The following is a 13356-nucleotide window of genomic DNA, read 5'->3' as shown; positions in this document are numbered from 1 at the left end:
AAAAAACCGCATTAAGCGGCGGTGGGGTCTTTTTTGTGGCGAAGCATTCTGTCTTGGGCTATCACCTTACCAATGAGAGCACTGATAAAGACAAAGCGTTGATCTTCTGATGAACATTGATACATTTGAATTAATTTAACTTCCGGCCTTTCTGCTGAAAGTAAAACTTGCTCTATTTCATTCGATATATGGGAAATATTCATGGGTATCCTCACATTAGATATAACCTGCCCTCATTGCCTTCGGGAGAAGGCTGTGCTTGTGGCGTTTGGTCAGATTGAAAAGAAAAATAGCGAGCACTCCGTCAGTTTTTTTTGCCGTAGCTGCGGTAATCCAACATCAGCTAATGTTTTATCTCCTGGTGGTTTTAACCCCATGGGATTTGCCGAACATTATGGTGACACCTCGATTCCTGATAGCCCACAATTTCCTCTTCTTGATTATTTCCCTAAGCCAGAAATTAGCTCTGCCCCAGAGAGCTCTCCAGAAAGAGCCGCAAAATTCTTTGTCGAAGCAAAAGACAACCTGAAGCGTGGGAATTACGAAACGTCCGTAATGCTATGTCGGAAAGTGGTAGATATATCAACAAAAGTCATTCTAGGGGATGACTCCGGCAAAGAGCAGCTTTCAAAACGAATTTCCATGCTCCATGCTCAAGGGAAAATAACTGAACAAATGAGGGAATGGGCCCACATCGTCAGATTTGATGCCAATGGAGCAGTTCATTCAGATGAAGAATTCACTCAGCAGGAAGCTGAAGAGATGATTGGCTTCACCGAAGTATTCCTGATTTATTCATTCACACTCCCTGAAATGGTTAGAGTAAAACGAGAAAAATCAGATAAATAACCCAGATATTTTAATCCAATCACTAATTTTTCCGGAGCCCGAACCGGGCCCGGATGTCTGCAATATGTGACTTCGCCACATCGGGTTTTGACGGTATGTGCAACTGCGGGATTTGCTTCCGGGGTTCGGGGATATCCTCTCCGGAAGTGATCCGGTCAGCCATGGATTTGAGCTGCTTACCGCACCGATGACGCAGTTCTGATTCCGTCAGGTTCCCGGCCTGCATCTGGCTGTACAGGGCGGTGATCATCCAGTAGTCAGCGTTGTTATCCCAGGGGTAGTTTTCCGGGCAATCATAAAATCCCCGTTCCCCGCAGTATTTCATCACCCGGCGGTATAACTCGTCAGCGTCCGGCAATCCTGCGGCGTGGCAGGCCCCAGCTTTGCACTGTTCGATGAACTGGCCCGGGGATGGCATGAACGGGGTATCTTTCGCCCTCGCCCACCGCATACCGGCCGCCAGTTGCTCACGGGTGGTGATCCCGTTTTCAGCGAAAGCAGCAATCCACTGTTTTTTCGCGGCTGATTCGTCTGCCTGAGTACGCAGGTTTGTCGCTGCCGCCGCCGGGAATACCTGCCTGAACTGCCGGAACAGCGCATCGACCAGGTGCTCAGCCTCGCTATTGACCACGCTCTGTGTTGGCTTGTCAGGATAGTTACCTGCGATCTGCGATAACGTACCGGCGTCACGGTTGGCGACCGCCTGGAGTAATCGACTCATATAAATTCCTCCCATGATTCAGGGCTGTTCCAGTGGGGTACGTCCTGCTGGATGGCAGCCTGAGCGCTAACCTGTTGTTTGCTGCACTTAATCGCCAGCTGATCCCACTTTTCCCTGAGCTTTCCAGGGCAAAGGACGTTGCCTTGCCAGAAGCTGTCCTGACAGGCCCACTTGAACAACTGGCAGATTTCTTTGTGGGTTCGGTTATCCCGTTCCCGCATGAGTCGGATGTCGTTAGCCCAGGCAGCATAGTTCGGCTTCTTCGCAGAGGGTGAGATTTCCTGGACCTTGCCAAAAAGCCATTCAGCAGCACGAAGGTCTTCGTCCGATCCCCACTTGTTTCCGCTTTGGATTGCAGCCCCGGGACGGAGAGCAGGAGGATTTTTATCGGGCCTGTCAGAGGATTCGTCAGAATTCTCAGACGTAAGGTTTTTATTATTGTTATTACATTGTTGTTCATGGTGCGCGGGGTAGTGCGCGGCACTATGCGCGGCACCACCCTCTGAAGCGTTGGTATTACTGGGTTTGTTGGGCGCGGAGTAGTGCGCGATGTTATGCGCGGGTAAATCGGCCATTTTTTGGTTATATTCTGAGTAATTCAGGATGGTGATCACCGTCCCTTTTCGGTGCTCAGAATGGATAGTAATCATCCCTTCTTTTTCGAACACGGTAAGCATTCTTTTCACTGCATGACGACTTGTTGGATCCCCCTCCCTGTTGCAGAGATTGGCCCCTAAATCGTCCAGTGTTGTGACCAGTTGTCCGGTATTAAGCTGCCAGTCATGACCTCTGAAACTTACCTTCCGTGGCTCTTTCTGTGCAGCAAACAACAGGTCCTGCCACAGCGTTCTAAGATAAACGTCCTTCCTCCATGACTGCTTTAAAATACTCCGGTACATCGGCACAAAACCTGACTTCTGGTTTTCCATCCGATTGCTCCTGAGATTGCGAGCGGAGTTAAAATCATAAAGGGCTGCGGTTGCCATAGCTGCCCTCCTTACTGTTTACATATCCAGTTATGCCTGGCATAATTCCTCCTGTGAATTGGTCCAAAAATTCGCTATCAGGCCTCAAAGAATTCGCCGTTCTTTGGGGCCCTTTCATTTGTGAGCAATACCCGTAGACGCTGGGCCAGATCGTTAATCTGTTCGTCATCCACTCCCCACTCCAGCACCGCCAGTAGCAGTGACATCTTCGGAATGAAATTAGCTTTCCAGCGCGACACCTGAGACTTATCGACGCCAACAGCTTTCGCTACGTTGGTCAGCCCGACTAATGCGATTTTGTTCAATAACTTGCTCTCAATTGCGCGAGCGTTGTTGCGTGTGGTTGATACTTCCATTTGAGAAAATCCTTGTGTGTGTGAAGTTGAGTGATCAGCAGGTGCTGTCACTTGAATTGGTCCCTGGTATTCCGAGGGTGGCAGATTGATAAAGAGCGGTTGGTGCTTACTTTCTGGTGCTTGGGAATGGCTTTAATTCTTCAGCCTTGACAGAGCCATCGTTCAGAACGGTCACAAAAATATTTCGTCCTGTACGAATCGCCTTGCTGATAGCGCACTGGATTACACCAAAGTCTTTTGCAGTCTTAGCCTGGCCGTGAATTTTGGCGTAATCCTCTAAGGTCATTTTGTTCATCAATACCTCCTTGGATATGACTAAAGAATACTACAAGTATTTATTCAAGTAAATATCCCAGGTATTTCATTATTGATTACTGTTGGTATTACAATGCGTTTATGGAAATTAAAAAGACCCTGACGACAGAACAGCTTGAAGATGCCGCGCGTCTAAAGGCCTTGTATGAGTCAAAAAAGAAGCAATTAAAGGTTACTCAATACACAATCGCTGATGATATGGGTATATCTCAGGGAGCTGTCGGCCATTACATTAATGGAAGAATCGCATTAAATGTCCCTGTAGTGACTGATTTCGCAAGGATATTGCAGGTTCAGGTGTCTGACATTAGCCCGAAGCTGGCTAAAGAAGTTGGCAAGTATGCTGCAGCTTTTGAAAATAATGTGAGCAATCCCCAGCCTTACCATCCCGGGAAGCGATACCCCGTCCTCAGCTCCGTTCAGGCGGGTTGCTGGGCCGAAGCTATCGAAGCCTACACCTTAAGCGAGATAAGTGAGTGGCTTGAGTCTGACGCGCATATCCAGGGTGAAGCGTTCTGGCTGAAGGTTGAGGGTGACTCAATGACTGCGCCGACCGGCATGAGTGTTCCTGAGGGTATGTATGTCCTGTTCGATACTGGCAAAGATCCGGTTAATGGAAGCCTGGTGATCGCAAAGCTGGTCGATTCCAACGAAGCAACGTTCAAGAAGCTGATTATCGATGGCGGCCAGAAGTACCTGAAAGGCCTTAACCCGGCCTGGCCGATGGTTCCGATCAACGGGAACTGCAAAATCATTGGCGTAGCCGTTGAGGCCAAGATGCGGTTTAAGTGAATTGTTTTTTCCGTTTTTTACGTTTTTGTTTTTTTTGCTTTTCTGTTTTTTTTAATTCTTCTGGTTTTTTTGTTTGACTCACGGGTCAAGTTTAAGTAGATTTTACTCACCAGCCCGGCCCCGTTCGCAGACAATTGTTAATATCTGCATAACGGCTCCGGGCTTTTTTTTGGATTTTTTATGAAAAAAGCAGCAATACTGATAGACGCCGGATTTTTTATGCAGCGTCTAAATGCAACACATAGAAAGCACTTCTCGTCTGAGGAATTAACGGCACCTTGTATCATGAAAGTGATATGGTCGATGGTAATTTCACACCTCAAGGACAGAAAGCAATCTCAGGAGAGAAGAGATCCACTCGAACTCTACCGTATCTATTTTTATGACTGCCCTCCTTTAGATATACAAACAAGATACCCACTCCCTGAGCCAGGAAATAAAACCCCTGGGCGTAAAAACTTCAAGCTAGATAAGTCCTATCAGTTAAGAACTGAGCTTCACGAAGAGCTAAGAAAGACAAGAAAGACAGCTCTGCGGCTCGGTCACCTAGTTGACAATAAGCGTTGGCAACTAACCAGCTTTTCTCTTGATGCCCTGATGAAGGGGCATAAGCAGTGGAGCGAATTAACTAACGATGATTTTTATTATGACATCAAGCAAAAACAGGTTGATATAAAGTTAGGGGTAGATATTACAACCCTTACTTATGAAAAACTCGTAGATGTTATTGTATTGGTTGCTGGGGACTCAGACTTTGTTCCGGCAGCAAAGCACGCCCGCATAAAAGGCATTGATTTCATTCTTGATCCCCTCAGACAAAACGTCAGCCCTTCACTATCCGAACACATAGATGGGGTTCAATCATTTAGCCTCATTACTGGGCTTGCGGATGCATTGCATGCAGAACCGAACCCAGCACCAGATTGGTGGGAGGATAGAAAGAAAGCTAAAAGCCAGCGGAGCCGACAGGCTTCTGGTCGACATAAAAAGCAAAATTAACTGCTAACCCCGGCCACCGCGCCGGTTTTTTTTGTGCCTGTAATCCACTGCTCTCCCCTCTCCTGATAGCTGCACCACCCGAAATCACAACCAGACCGAACCTCGGACACTATCCCGCCCTGCTCCGTGCGGGATTTTTTCGTATGAGTAAAATAAATACCCTTAATACTCAATGCGATAGATAAACCACACCACAAAAGAATACTAAAGGTATTTACATAAATAAATACTGCAAGTATTCTTAGCCCATCGAAACGAAACATCGATGCGGTAAACGGACTACCTACCGCGCCGGACATGAAGTCAGGCTGCTATTTAAAAACAAGGTTCCTGTGAATACACAGGCCGAAGTGAGTTCTTCGGGGAGTGGTGAATGCGCAGGCTGTGCGCTGCAATCCTGTGAGTAGATGGAGAATGATGCCCGCATAGCGTTGGTAATCGACCAGCAGGGGCAAGGTGAAGAAGGCATATCAGTAAGGCGACATACACGAATCACGGTTTTTTCGTGGACTTGATAGAGGCCGAGAAAATCAGTAAGCCCTGCCGGACTACCGGCCACCACTCCACCAAAGAACTTACAGAGGATATCCCAATGAACAGAAACAGACGCCGCATGGCAGAGTTCAATGCCCGCAAGGCAGCCGAAGCAATGCAGCTTAAACCAGTCGATCGCGTTGAGCGGGCACTGAAAGCACCGAACTGGCGTAACCGTCCGGAGCAGGTATCACAGTGCATGCCAGACGTAGCAATTTATTCAGCCGGCCACCGCACCAAAAGTGACCGGGTAACATGCACCGGCCGTCAGAAGGTCAGAGGCCGGTCTATTCCTTTAGTGTGAGGTGAAGTATGAAAATTAACGAATTACCAGCAGATATTCAGGCGATCGCTGCCGAAGCCCTGGCGTCAGGATTGCGTACCGAGATTGATATGATGGGAGAAAAACGGACAGAAGAAGCAAAGAAGATTGCTAAAACTATCCGTGTTGCTTTCGAGGAGCTGTTTAAAGGTTAGCGGTTATGAGTTTTTACATACCCGACCAGTAACCCCCTATAGCTCATTAACCAGTGGGCTATGTGGGTAATACTGCCCGATGAACAGGAGTGGAAGACCTGTTCTGATTAAATTTCGCCTCTGCTTATGCAGGGGCTTTTTTATGGGAGAGTTTGTCTTGGGTGATATGGGTGAATACTGGCGTGACGTCAGGGATGGAACGAAGGAAAGGAGAAAGCAGGCCAGGGATTCGGCTCACATCAGAATATCCGCATTCTTCAGGAAGAATGGCATTGAGTTCGAAGAGGGAAATAACACCCTGCTATTCAGAACAGCGGCAGGAACGGTCGCCTACTACCCTCCGTCACAGAGAATGCAGCATAAAGGGAAATGGCGTGATTGTTCACCTACCTACTGCATGAATTACGTGAAAAATCTGAGAAGCGAATAAGCAGCCACTGAGCTGCTTTTTTACGCCCTCATATCAGCGTCCATTTACTGAGTGGGCGGTTATATGACCACAACACCTAACGGAGTATCGCTAATGACAACCAACGTCATCGGCGGCGTCATTGGCGCTGCTACCAACCTGTTAAACCACGTTAAATCATTCACCACTACCCAACTGGAGCGCATCCAGAAGTTCGTCAACGATGCTGCCCGTCCGGGGCCGGAGGCTTTCGCATGAAGCAAGAAAGACTGAAGTTCAATGTCGCTTTTACGCGCTACTCACTGCCGGATAACGCTGACAGCCGGCTTCGTATGGAACAGTTAACTCGGAGGTCAAAATGAGCCTGAACCTAAAAATCGAATGCAGTGGGATGCACACCGGCTGGCAGGCAAGGCCAGGGAAGTACAACTTTGAGCTTGAGGATTGCCAGATAGAGCCACTCACCCGAGAGCAGCAGATGGAGCTATGCGCGCAAATGGAATTTGACTGGCTGGTTGAGTATGTGAACTCGTTCGCGGAGGTGAAGAATGTTGCTTGAACCTTCATTTGCAGTCGCTGAGAACGCAGAGGCACAGCGCTGGGATCGGCACTACGCCGAACTGAATTATGACGAAGCGGTGCGGGAACGGGCCGAGGAATTGTCAGCTCAGTACCCTGACACCGTAGAGGAATTTGCGAGAGAGCACCCCCTGTTAATGGCGATGTTATCTACCGATGAAGCCCAAGACGAATATGCCGAATTTGTCGATCGCCTTTGCCTGAAGCTGGCAGAGGCTGAGTGGAAACAGTAAAAATTAGAGAGGTAAAGCATGTCCACAGCATTAAGCACGATGGCTAATAAATTGGCCGACCGACTCGGAATGGATGCCGGAACGGAACTGATTACAACGCTGAAAAACACTGCATTCAAAAGCGGGAACGTCACAGATGAACAGTTCACTGCCCTGCTGATTGTGGCTAACCAGTATGGGCTTAATCCTTGGACTAAGGAAATTTACGCCTTTCCTGACAAAGGTGGAATCGTACCTGTTGTCGGAGTCGATGGCTGGGCCAGAATCATCAATGAACACCCTCAGTTTGATGGAATGGAATTTAGCTACGACAAGGATGAAGGTGCGTGTACCTGCAAGATTTACAGGAAAGACCGCGCTCACCCGACTGTCGTGACCGAATACATGGGTGAGTGTAAGCGAAACACTCAGCCATGGCAGTCACATCCAACCAGAATGCTTCGTCATAAATCTCTGATTCAGTGCGCCAGGATGGCTTTCGGGTTCGCAGGAATATTCGATCAGGATGAAGCGGAACGTGTAATTGAAGGAACTCCGGCTGGCGTGGATGCGGGTCGGCAGTCTGACGAAAAGCGGCCGCTTCTGATTTCAGCAGCAGAGGAATCCGCAAAGAAAGGGATTGAAGCGTTCAAGTCTCACTGGATGTCACTCTCTATCGCAGACAGAAACATCATTGGAAAAGAAGAAAAGGAGCGCATCAAGACACTGAGCGAGGATGCAAGCGGCGTTGTTGAGGGAGAATTGGTTAATCAGGAGGTGGCCTGATGGAACAGAGAACCGATGATTGGTTTGCGGCCCGATGCGGCCGTATCACCGCAAGCCGACTTGCAGATGTGATGGCGAAAACCAAATCCGGGTATTCAGCCAGCCGCAAGAACTACATGATGGAGCTTATTTGCCAGCGGCTGACAGGGAAGTGTGAGCCAGGATTCACCAGTGGACCAATGATGCGCGGGACTGAACTTGAGCCACTGGCGCGTGAAATGTATGTACTCAATCAGTTCGATGCAGAGGTCACTGAAGTCGGGTTTATTCCCCACCCTACTATCGAGTGGTTCGGAGCCTCTCCGGACGGCCTGGTCAATGATGACGGACTTATCGAGATCAAGTGCCCCAATACCGCAACCCACATTGAAACCATGCGCACAGGGAAGCCAAAGCGGGAATATATCCTGCAGATGCATGCTCAGATGATGTGTACCGGCAGGAACTGGTGCGATTTCGTCAGCTTTGATAACCGGTTACCGGAAGATTTATCCTACTTTGAAACCAGGATTCACAGGGACGCTAACCTTGTGCAGGAAATTGAGTCGGAGATAAGCGACTTTCTTTCGGACCTCGATAAAGAGATCGCGTCCATCATGAATAACCGGGCCGCCGCATGAAGCTAATGCCCCACTACCGCCGGACAAGGGAATGTCCGCTATCTGGTATCAAGGAGAAGATAACCTGGCAGTTAAACAAGGGACCAATGACCGGCCAGCAACTGGCCGACAAGTTCGGCCTTAGCCTCGGCAGGATAAACGAGGTTATGCGCTCCAGCTTTAAAGGCGACACAGTGAAGCTCGGCAAAGGAGAGCTATTCGCCACTGACGGCAGAGCCATGGACAGGCTCTACTGGCTGGAAGCCAAACCACGGCGCGTTAATGCGAAAAAAAAGACACGGATCGTCTTCAGCCGAAAGCACTACGTCAATTAAACCCCATTCACCCACCCTATCCTCTGCCCTACGGCGCCGGGAGGGTTATCTGTTGGAGAGGAAAAAGTGGAAACATTAGCAACAGGCGCGGAACTGACGCCTGAAACATTTGCGGACTTTATTACCAGATTGAGACACGACGTTGCCGGTGAAGGGGTTGAACGACACTGCACCCGGGACGCAATTTTTAACGTAGAAAGACTCCGCCGGGTTACCGGCATAGACCTTTCATTTGACCCGGAACGTATGCTCTCCGACTCAGACCATGAGCGTGAATGGTTTTCCCCGAAAGAATATTGGGACTCGCTGGATCTGGATGAAAAGAGTTCCCTGAATGAAGAATGCATAGAGTCCGAAGAACAGTTTTTCCTGGATTTAGACGAGGATGATCAGTGGCAGTTTTTGGGTGATCGGGACTATCTGAGCCTCTATGGCTATCAGGAAGAATGGGTATACGTTAACTCCCACCTAACCCGCGATGCGGCGGAAGCATTCATTAAGCGCAAAGCTCACGATTACCCTGATGGCCTACGAGTGTTCGTTGATAGCCGCGTATGGTGCTGGGAGTTCACCGTCATCATTGATGCGCTGATTAATGGCAAGCTGGTCTTGAAAGAGGAATCGGCTAATGACTGATATCTCAGAACTAGTGCAGAGGATTAAAGCGGCGGCAAAGAAAGCCACTCCGGGCAAATGGATGTGGTGGACCAGTAACTCATTCCTTCGATTAAGTAGTGATGCCACTGCTAAAGATGGGGGTGTTATCGACTCCTATAGAATGGAAGATGGTCATACGTCATTGCAGGTTAGCAAATCGGATCAGGATTTTATCGCCCTTTGCTTCCCCGAAAACATCACTGTAATTATCGATGCACTGGAGAAAGCGCAGGCCCGCATTGCCGAACTGGAAGCCCGAACAGTGAATACCCCCGGCACAAAATGTATCGGCTGGTTGAGAGAGGAAATAAAAAAACATGATGAAAAATGGAAAGCATCTCTGTCCGCGGCCGGCATCAAGTTGGAGTCTGAGTGATGGGAAAAATACGAGCAATAGCATTAACCAGACCATGCAGTAACTGTCCATTCCTGGACTCTCCGGAGTCCATTTCTCACACGCTGAAGTCCGGGCGACTGGCTGGAATTAAGTCTGGGCTTCTTGCTGATGACATAACGCCGTTCCTGTGCCACAAAACACTCTCAGGACATGAAGATGTTAACGGCAAGTATCAGCATAGTGGCAAAGAGGCTCATTGTATGGGCTCAATGGCTTGGCTTTATAATCAGGGTCGCTTTAATATCAGCATGAGACTCGCTGCAATGGATAAGACATGGCTCGAAAACCTGAAGCAAAGCGCCCTTTTGGTGGTGCGATGATCCAGAGAATAAGCATGCTGATAATCAGAGGATGGTTCCCTGCTTTCATTAAACGAATAGCGTTCCGCATTGCTCTGTGGGATGCGTACAGGAGGAAGTGATGGGAAAGGTGACTTATGTTATCGAGTACGAAGACGGCAAGGAGCCGCCGGTTCATGCAAACATGGATGTTTTAGGCGGAAAGCTGGCAGCTGTCAGTTGGAGTGATTACAGGGATAAATTTCTGACCACAGAAGAAGTCGAGGATATCCGGGAGGTTGTTGCGGCTGGCGTTAACACCACAGAACACTACGACCGGATTATGCGAAAAATTGAGGCACTCGAAAGATGATGCTCGCCGGATACGTAATCCTTATTCTCTCCGGTAACCAGGCAACTCCCCTCACTGAAACAATCTACCCCACCGAAACACAGTGCCAACTGATCATCGACCGACTGCATGAGCGGCGGCCGGCGGCTGAGTTATTGTGTGGCGAAGTCGAAAGAAAGATGTAATATCCCTAATGGAGGGGTGCTTATGTCATTCAATATTTCGGCCAGACCAGAAGAAGAACGCGAGAAAATTAATGCCGATTTGGCAGCGTCAGGCGTGGCTTACAAAGAGCGCATGAATATGCCGGTCGTGCCCGTGCAGGTTGAGGAACAACAGCCGGAAGCGCTGTGGGAGTATTTCAGGGAAAGGCTTGCAATGTACCGGCAGGAGGCCATGAAGTTACCACGGGGAAATGACCCAGTTTATGCGAAGGAGGAAGGGAAGTGATTTTTAAAGTTACATTTCACGAAACAGGGGAAGTGAAGGAAATTGACCTTCCTGAGGACACCAGAGCAGGAACAGACATTTCACTTTCTATCGATGGGATTGTTGCTCAGTACCACGTTATGACAGTTGGAGGGCCAATAAATAACGATGTAGCCTATCCCTCAGTAATGAGAGTGGCAAAGCGATAAGCTAGCCACTCATCTCTGATCCAGACCGCCCACTGAGGCGGTTTTTTATTGCCTAAAGGAAACCACTATGTACGCAGACCCACTCGACCAGGCTTCAGAGCTGGAGCAGCAACAACTGAAGATTGCGATGGCTAACCGCCCGCGCCCGAAGCCGTTCACCGGCAAATGCTATAGCTGTGGCGACACCATCGACAAAGGCCACTATTGCGATTCAGCCTGCCGTGAAGATGACGAGAAACGCGAACGCGCCGCGAAGTTTAAACGCCACTGAGGTATGAATGAGCAACGAACTCGACTCTCACTTTTTGAAGCAGCGCGATGAAGCATTGCAAATGCTGAAAGACGTCCTCGATAACTACCGAGACAACAACCGTAAGGGGATCGGCATGGGCCCGCCATTCAAAGCCACTGAACTGCTGAAGAAATATCCCCACATCAACGGTAAGTAACCCCACCCACTAAACCAAACCACCCTATCCCGCACCGGTCACCGGCGGTATCGTCGTGCCCGCGGGTTGGGTATCATCCAATCAGGAATAAGGAAAAGCATATGCAACATGAATTACAGCCAGACTCCCTGGTTGACCTGAAATTCATCATGGCAGATACTGGCTTCGGAAAAACCTTTATATATGACCGCATCAAAGACGGAACGCTGCCGAAAAGTACCATCGTTCACGGCCGGGCCCGTTGGCTATATAGTGACCACTGCACATTCAAATCCAGGCTTTTATCCGGACGTAATGGGTAAATTAGCGGGTAAAAAAACAAACACATACCAAATAACCTTTTCTAATCAGTCTCCTGCAACTCTAATTTGATGTCTGCAGGGGACACCATATCGACATCCAGTTACGTCTTCTAAAGTCTACAAACCCCCATCAACCACTGATTCTTAAAGGATTCTAGTTATTCTGAGGTCCAGTCACATCTATTGAAATCCAGTGCATGTATGGGGCATAATCCGGGGCACTTCCGGTTCGATGTAAAATATGCCCCCAAAATGAACAGAAACGTCCGCGACAAACTCTAAGCACAAACCTGTAAAACAGCCAAACCAAAAGAGAAAAGTTACAAACTCTCTGACGGGGGCGGCTTGTATCTTGAAGTATCTCCGACAGGTTCTAAATACTGGCGTATGAAGTATCGTCGTCCTTCTGACAGAAAAGAAGATCGCCTTGCCTTCGGTGTGTATCCCGATCTGAGTCTGGCTGGTGCCAGAGCAAGACGAGATGAAGCCAAAGGTCTCCTCCTCCAAGATATCGATCCGAAGGCGAAGCAGAGAGAAGAGAAAGCAACTGCTAACGGAACCTATACTTTTGAAGCTGTCGCTCGCAGCTGGGCAAATCATCAGATGTGGAGTGCAGACCATCAGAAACGGGTATTAAGCAGTTTAGAACGATACATTTTTCCTGCCATCGGCGCGTTAGATATCCGCAAACTGGAAAGTTTCAGCATTACACCGCTATTTCAGAAAGTGCACGAGATGGGAAAGCACGATACTGCAGATCGATTGAAACAGCGGGTAAAAGATGTGGTGCGATACGCCCGATTGAGTGGTGCTAAAACTGAAATTATCCCTGATGACCTCAATATCCGGTTAAAGAAGCGTGATACAAAACATCATGCAGCATTAAAAACAGGTCACCTAGCCCCATTTTTCCAAAAGTTAGCAGACTTTAACGGAAACCTGATAACACGTCTGGCTATTGAGTTAACCATGCTGACCTTTGTTCGCTCAAGCGAACTTCGCTTTGCTCGCTGGCATGAGTTTAATCTCGATGAAGCTCAATGGATAATCCCCAAAAAAAGGAATTAATCGTGACCTTCCCCCTTTATTCAGTACCGTTGTAAAGTAGAGTTTTCGGCCTTTCTTTTCCTTCCCAAAAGAGGTCATTCGTTATGAAAAAGACACGTTATACCGAGGAACAAATCGCTTTTGCACTCAAACAGGCTGAAACCGGCACTCGCGTCGAGGAAGTCTGCAGAAAGATGGGGATTTCTGAGGCGACGTTTTACAATTGGAAAAAGAAATTTGGCGGTATGGGCGTGACAGAATTGCGCCGTCTGCGGCAACTTGAAGAT

The 13356-nt window shown here is 48.6% G+C and carries 26 protein-coding genes and 2 pseudogenes; 23 read left to right on the top strand and 5 right to left on the bottom strand.

Features of this window, described 5'->3' with window-relative positions; genetic code table 11:
• Nucleotides 1-11: 11 nt before the first annotated feature.
• Entirely contained in the window at nt 12-203 is a 192-nt protein-coding gene (locus GTPT_RS07845) for a hypothetical protein (RefSeq protein ID WP_029989416.1), read from the bottom strand.
• A 52-nt stretch (nt 204-255) separates the two neighbouring features.
• Here GTPT_RS07845 and GTPT_RS07840 point away from each other — a divergent pair, with 52 nt between their 5' ends.
• Entirely contained in the window at nt 256-849 is a 594-nt protein-coding gene (locus GTPT_RS07840) for a DUF4145 domain-containing protein (protein WP_111678618.1), read from the top strand.
• Nucleotides 850-871: 22 nt separating this feature from the next.
• On the opposite strand, the gene GTPT_RS07835 is transcribed toward GTPT_RS07840, so the two are convergent.
• The 4 genes from GTPT_RS07835 to GTPT_RS07820 all read right to left on the bottom strand — a co-directional run bounded on the left by GTPT_RS07835 (nt 872) and on the right by GTPT_RS07820 (nt 3207).
• Nucleotides 872-1570: a replication protein P gene (locus tag GTPT_RS07835; protein WP_029989413.1), complete on the bottom strand. Its 699-nt coding sequence runs from the start codon at nt 1568-1570 to the stop codon at nt 872-874.
• Entirely contained in the window at nt 1567-2556 is a 990-nt protein-coding gene (locus tag GTPT_RS07830; RefSeq protein ID WP_029989411.1) for a replication protein, read from the bottom strand. Before GTPT_RS07830 ends, GTPT_RS07835 begins: the two co-directional genes overlap by 4 nt.
• A 77-nt stretch (nt 2557-2633) precedes the next feature.
• Nucleotides 2634-2912, bottom strand: a complete 279-nt coding sequence (locus GTPT_RS07825; RefSeq protein WP_029989409.1) for a CII family transcriptional regulator — start codon at nt 2910-2912, stop codon at nt 2634-2636.
• 106 nt (nt 2913-3018) lie between these two features.
• Nucleotides 3019-3207, bottom strand: a complete 189-nt coding sequence (locus tag GTPT_RS07820) for a Cro/CI family transcriptional regulator (protein ID WP_029687112.1) — start codon at nt 3205-3207, stop codon at nt 3019-3021.
• Nucleotides 3208-3308: 101 nt separating this feature from the next.
• On the opposite strand from GTPT_RS07820, the gene GTPT_RS07815 reads away from it, so the two are divergent.
• The 22 genes and pseudogenes from GTPT_RS07815 to GTPT_RS07720 all read left to right on the top strand — a co-directional run.
• Nucleotides 3309-4019 (top strand): LexA family protein, encoded by a 711-nt coding sequence (locus tag GTPT_RS07815; protein ID WP_029989408.1) that lies wholly within the window; start codon nt 3309-3311, stop codon nt 4017-4019.
• 180 nt (nt 4020-4199) lie between these two features.
• A pseudogene (locus GTPT_RS17795) lies at nt 4200-4553 on the top strand (PIN domain-containing protein); the annotation flags it as partial.
• A gap of 63 nt (nt 4554-4616) precedes the next feature.
• Entirely contained in the window at nt 4617-5018 is a 402-nt protein-coding gene (locus tag GTPT_RS17790) for an NYN domain-containing protein (protein ID WP_241964922.1), read from the top strand.
• A gap of 592 nt (nt 5019-5610) precedes the next feature.
• On the top strand, nt 5611-5856 hold the full coding sequence (locus tag GTPT_RS07800) for a transcriptional antitermination N peptide (RefSeq protein WP_025901431.1): 246 nt from the start codon (nt 5611-5613) through the stop codon (nt 5854-5856).
• An 8-nt stretch (nt 5857-5864) separates the two neighbouring features.
• Nucleotides 5865-6029: a hypothetical protein gene (locus tag GTPT_RS17445; protein WP_156022675.1), complete on the top strand. Its 165-nt coding sequence runs from the start codon at nt 5865-5867 to the stop codon at nt 6027-6029.
• Between the two features lie 142 nt (nt 6030-6171).
• Complete coding sequence (locus GTPT_RS07795) at nt 6172-6459, top strand: hypothetical protein (RefSeq protein ID WP_029989402.1); 288 nt, start codon at nt 6172-6174, stop codon at nt 6457-6459.
• A 93-nt stretch (nt 6460-6552) separates the two neighbouring features.
• Entirely contained in the window at nt 6553-6696 is a 144-nt protein-coding gene (locus GTPT_RS17440) for a hypothetical protein (protein ID WP_156022674.1), read from the top strand.
• Between the two features lie 100 nt (nt 6697-6796).
• Nucleotides 6797-6997, top strand: coding sequence for a hypothetical protein (locus tag GTPT_RS07790; RefSeq protein ID WP_029989400.1), 201 nt, complete (start codon nt 6797-6799; stop codon nt 6995-6997).
• Complete coding sequence (locus GTPT_RS07785; protein WP_029989399.1) at nt 6987-7250, top strand: hypothetical protein; 264 nt, start codon at nt 6987-6989, stop codon at nt 7248-7250. The genes GTPT_RS07790 and GTPT_RS07785 overlap by 11 nt, the downstream gene beginning before the upstream one ends.
• Before the next feature lie 18 nt (nt 7251-7268).
• Complete coding sequence (gene bet / locus GTPT_RS07780; protein ID WP_029989397.1) at nt 7269-8015, top strand: phage recombination protein Bet; 747 nt, start codon at nt 7269-7271, stop codon at nt 8013-8015.
• Nucleotides 8015-8635 (top strand): lambda exonuclease family protein, encoded by a 621-nt coding sequence (locus GTPT_RS07775; RefSeq protein WP_174371892.1) that lies wholly within the window; start codon nt 8015-8017, stop codon nt 8633-8635. The genes bet and GTPT_RS07775 overlap by 1 nt, the downstream gene beginning before the upstream one ends.
• Nucleotides 8632-8949, top strand: a complete 318-nt coding sequence (locus GTPT_RS07770) for a hypothetical protein (protein WP_051170686.1) — start codon at nt 8632-8634, stop codon at nt 8947-8949. The genes GTPT_RS07775 and GTPT_RS07770 overlap by 4 nt, the downstream gene beginning before the upstream one ends.
• 66 nt (nt 8950-9015) lie before the next feature.
• Nucleotides 9016-9585, top strand: coding sequence for a hypothetical protein (locus GTPT_RS07765; protein ID WP_029989392.1), 570 nt, complete (start codon nt 9016-9018; stop codon nt 9583-9585).
• Nucleotides 9578-9982: an ead/Ea22-like family protein gene (locus GTPT_RS07760; protein WP_071780085.1), complete on the top strand. Its 405-nt coding sequence runs from the start codon at nt 9578-9580 to the stop codon at nt 9980-9982. Before GTPT_RS07765 ends, GTPT_RS07760 begins: the two co-directional genes overlap by 8 nt.
• Nucleotides 9983-10423: 441 nt before the next feature.
• Entirely contained in the window at nt 10424-10654 is a 231-nt protein-coding gene (locus GTPT_RS07750) for a hypothetical protein (protein ID WP_029989387.1), read from the top strand.
• A gap of 186 nt (nt 10655-10840) precedes the next feature.
• On the top strand, nt 10841-11083 hold the full coding sequence (locus GTPT_RS07745) for a DNA polymerase III subunit theta (RefSeq protein ID WP_029989385.1): 243 nt from the start codon (nt 10841-10843) through the stop codon (nt 11081-11083).
• Between the two features lie 255 nt (nt 11084-11338).
• Nucleotides 11339-11542 carry a hypothetical protein gene (locus tag GTPT_RS07735; protein ID WP_029989381.1) on the top strand — a complete coding sequence of 68 codons (204 nt, stop codon included), beginning with the start codon at nt 11339-11341 and terminating at the stop codon, nt 11540-11542.
• A gap of 7 nt (nt 11543-11549) precedes the next feature.
• Nucleotides 11550-11720, top strand: coding sequence for a hypothetical protein (locus GTPT_RS17435; RefSeq protein ID WP_156022673.1), 171 nt, complete (start codon nt 11550-11552; stop codon nt 11718-11720).
• A gap of 101 nt (nt 11721-11821) precedes the next feature.
• Nucleotides 11822-12022 carry a helix-turn-helix transcriptional regulator gene (locus GTPT_RS07730; RefSeq protein WP_029989379.1) on the top strand — a complete coding sequence of 67 codons (201 nt, stop codon included), beginning with the start codon at nt 11822-11824 and terminating at the stop codon, nt 12020-12022.
• 300 nt (nt 12023-12322) lie between these two features.
• A pseudogene (locus GTPT_RS18055) lies at nt 12323-12550 on the top strand (Arm DNA-binding domain-containing protein); the annotation flags it as partial.
• Nucleotides 12533-13090 carry a tyrosine-type recombinase/integrase gene (locus GTPT_RS07725; RefSeq protein WP_425314958.1) on the top strand — a complete coding sequence of 186 codons (558 nt, stop codon included), beginning with the start codon at nt 12533-12535 and terminating at the stop codon, nt 13088-13090. The pseudogene GTPT_RS18055 and the gene GTPT_RS07725, both read left to right, overlap by 18 nt.
• A gap of 83 nt (nt 13091-13173) precedes the next feature.
• Nucleotides 13174-13356, top strand: a 183-nt coding sequence (locus tag GTPT_RS07720) for a transposase (protein ID WP_038011194.1), incomplete at its 3' end; no start/stop codon positions are given.

This window comes from Tatumella ptyseos ATCC 33301, from assembly GCF_000735525.1.
In the GTDB taxonomy this organism is placed as follows: domain Bacteria; phylum Pseudomonadota; class Gammaproteobacteria; order Enterobacterales; family Enterobacteriaceae; genus Tatumella; species Tatumella ptyseos.
Note: the sequence above shows the minus strand (reverse complement) of the source record. Positions and strands in the feature narration are given on the sequence as shown.

What these genes read in the sequence shown, in the direction of transcription:
- GTPT_RS07730 (WP_029989379.1), top strand. Translation starts at nt 11,822, where the DNA reads ATGCAACATGAATTACAGCCAGACTCCCTGGTTGACCTGAAATTCATC.
- GTPT_RS07785 (WP_029989399.1), top strand. Translation starts at nt 6,987, where the DNA reads ATGTTGCTTGAACCTTCATTTGCAGTCGCTGAGAACGCAGAGGCACAG.
- GTPT_RS07770 (WP_051170686.1), top strand. Translation starts at nt 8,632, where the DNA reads ATGAAGCTAATGCCCCACTACCGCCGGACAAGGGAATGTCCGCTATCT.
- GTPT_RS07735 (WP_029989381.1), top strand. Translation starts at nt 11,339, where the DNA reads ATGTACGCAGACCCACTCGACCAGGCTTCAGAGCTGGAGCAGCAACAA.
- GTPT_RS17435 (WP_156022673.1), top strand. Translation starts at nt 11,550, where the DNA reads ATGAGCAACGAACTCGACTCTCACTTTTTGAAGCAGCGCGATGAAGCA.
- GTPT_RS17445 (WP_156022675.1), top strand. Translation starts at nt 5,865, where the DNA reads ATGAAAATTAACGAATTACCAGCAGATATTCAGGCGATCGCTGCCGAA.
- GTPT_RS07835 (WP_029989413.1), bottom strand. Translation starts at nt 1,570, where the DNA reads ATGAGTCGATTACTCCAGGCGGTCGCCAACCGTGACGCCGGTACGTTA.
- GTPT_RS07845 (WP_029989416.1), bottom strand. Translation starts at nt 203, where the DNA reads ATGAATATTTCCCATATATCGAATGAAATAGAGCAAGTTTTACTTTCA.
- GTPT_RS17440 (WP_156022674.1), top strand. Translation starts at nt 6,553, where the DNA reads ATGACAACCAACGTCATCGGCGGCGTCATTGGCGCTGCTACCAACCTG.
- GTPT_RS17790 (WP_241964922.1), top strand. Translation starts at nt 4,617, where the DNA reads ATGAAGGGGCATAAGCAGTGGAGCGAATTAACTAACGATGATTTTTAT.
- GTPT_RS07830 (WP_029989411.1), bottom strand. Translation starts at nt 2,556, where the DNA reads ATGGCAACCGCAGCCCTTTATGATTTTAACTCCGCTCGCAATCTCAGG.
- GTPT_RS07820 (WP_029687112.1), bottom strand. Translation starts at nt 3,207, where the DNA reads ATGAACAAAATGACCTTAGAGGATTACGCCAAAATTCACGGCCAGGCT.
- GTPT_RS07825 (WP_029989409.1), bottom strand. Translation starts at nt 2,912, where the DNA reads ATGGAAGTATCAACCACACGCAACAACGCTCGCGCAATTGAGAGCAAG.
- GTPT_RS07790 (WP_029989400.1), top strand. Translation starts at nt 6,797, where the DNA reads ATGAGCCTGAACCTAAAAATCGAATGCAGTGGGATGCACACCGGCTGG.
- GTPT_RS07815 (WP_029989408.1), top strand. Translation starts at nt 3,309, where the DNA reads ATGGAAATTAAAAAGACCCTGACGACAGAACAGCTTGAAGATGCCGCG.
- GTPT_RS07750 (WP_029989387.1), top strand. Translation starts at nt 10,424, where the DNA reads ATGGGAAAGGTGACTTATGTTATCGAGTACGAAGACGGCAAGGAGCCG.
- GTPT_RS07775 (WP_174371892.1), top strand. Translation starts at nt 8,015, where the DNA reads ATGGAACAGAGAACCGATGATTGGTTTGCGGCCCGATGCGGCCGTATC.
- GTPT_RS07800 (WP_025901431.1), top strand. Translation starts at nt 5,611, where the DNA reads ATGAACAGAAACAGACGCCGCATGGCAGAGTTCAATGCCCGCAAGGCA.
- GTPT_RS07745 (WP_029989385.1), top strand. Translation starts at nt 10,841, where the DNA reads ATGTCATTCAATATTTCGGCCAGACCAGAAGAAGAACGCGAGAAAATT.
- GTPT_RS07760 (WP_071780085.1), top strand. Translation starts at nt 9,578, where the DNA reads ATGACTGATATCTCAGAACTAGTGCAGAGGATTAAAGCGGCGGCAAAG.
- bet (WP_029989397.1), top strand. Translation starts at nt 7,269, where the DNA reads ATGTCCACAGCATTAAGCACGATGGCTAATAAATTGGCCGACCGACTC.
- GTPT_RS07795 (WP_029989402.1), top strand. Translation starts at nt 6,172, where the DNA reads ATGGGAGAGTTTGTCTTGGGTGATATGGGTGAATACTGGCGTGACGTC.